The 869-nt window shown below is 58.8% G+C and carries 1 protein-coding gene; it reads left to right on the top strand.

Annotation, left to right across the window (positions count from 1 at the left end; genetic code table 11):
- Positions 1-210 (top strand): hypothetical protein (locus V6C16_RS14415; protein ID WP_333543582.1); only part of this gene is annotated, 210 nt, incomplete at its 5' end.
- Positions 211-869 lie beyond the last annotated feature (659 nt).

Genomic DNA, 869 nt, shown 5'->3' with positions numbered 1-869 from the left:
CCTGCCGCCCAGGCAGCCGCTGAGGCTCAGGAAGCACCGAAGGCCGTGAAGGCTGTGGAACCGCCCGCGGTGGAAGAAAAGCCCGCTGCTGCCCCCAAAGCTGAAAAAGCGCCCCAGCCAGCCGCTGCGGCCCCGAAAGAAAAGGCCGCACCCAAAAAGAGCGCGGCAAAGAGCAGCAAAAAAACCGGGAAAAAGAGCGGCAAAAAATAGAGCAATGGCATTTTAACCATGCTCCCCTGACAGCGCGGGCCACAACGCCCGCCACCATAAAGCGCGCACACGCGGTTTGGGTGGCTATGCGTCAAAGTGAGCGCCGTCCCGCTGAGGATACTCTCCCCGCGGTCCAATTGCCCATGAATATACGAGGCCCGTTTGCACTCTGGTGCGAACGGGCCTCGACTTTCTGATCCCGGCGAACAGGGAGCAGAGATGCTTCCGCCGTCAGGCGACCATTTCAAAAGCCAAATTCTTCAGAGCATTTTCGCCTTGAGAATATCCATTCTCAATGCTTCCAAGACGCCGCTTCGGCGCGTAACAGCGCAAATAAACAGCTCTGCTGTCTTCGCGGCAGTTGCTGGCGAGCCTGCGAACCTTACGAATGGCGACAGGGATTGTGTGGAAACAAGCCGATCGTTCCACATACTGTCTGCAAATGTGGTTTTGCGTTACAACTCCTGAAGCATCCGTAAGCCCTTCGGGCAACGGCTGAAGCTGCGCTTGCACCTTTGCGGTTGCCTGTTGTTCAAGTTCGCCAACCGGTCAAAGCCAGTCCGCTGATGGCATTGCGCGGCGCGGAGGGAGATCGCCGAGCGCAGCGAGGAAGCTCCCGCAGCACAAGCCGCGCAGCCCTCGCAACTGCAAGGCAGTTG

Origin of the sequence: Desulfovibrio sp. 1188_IL3213, from assembly GCF_036763145.1 — a bacterium.
Taxonomy (GTDB): domain Bacteria; phylum Desulfobacterota; class Desulfovibrionia; order Desulfovibrionales; family Desulfovibrionaceae; genus Desulfovibrio.
Note: the sequence above shows the minus strand (reverse complement) of the source record. Positions and strands in the feature narration are given on the sequence as shown.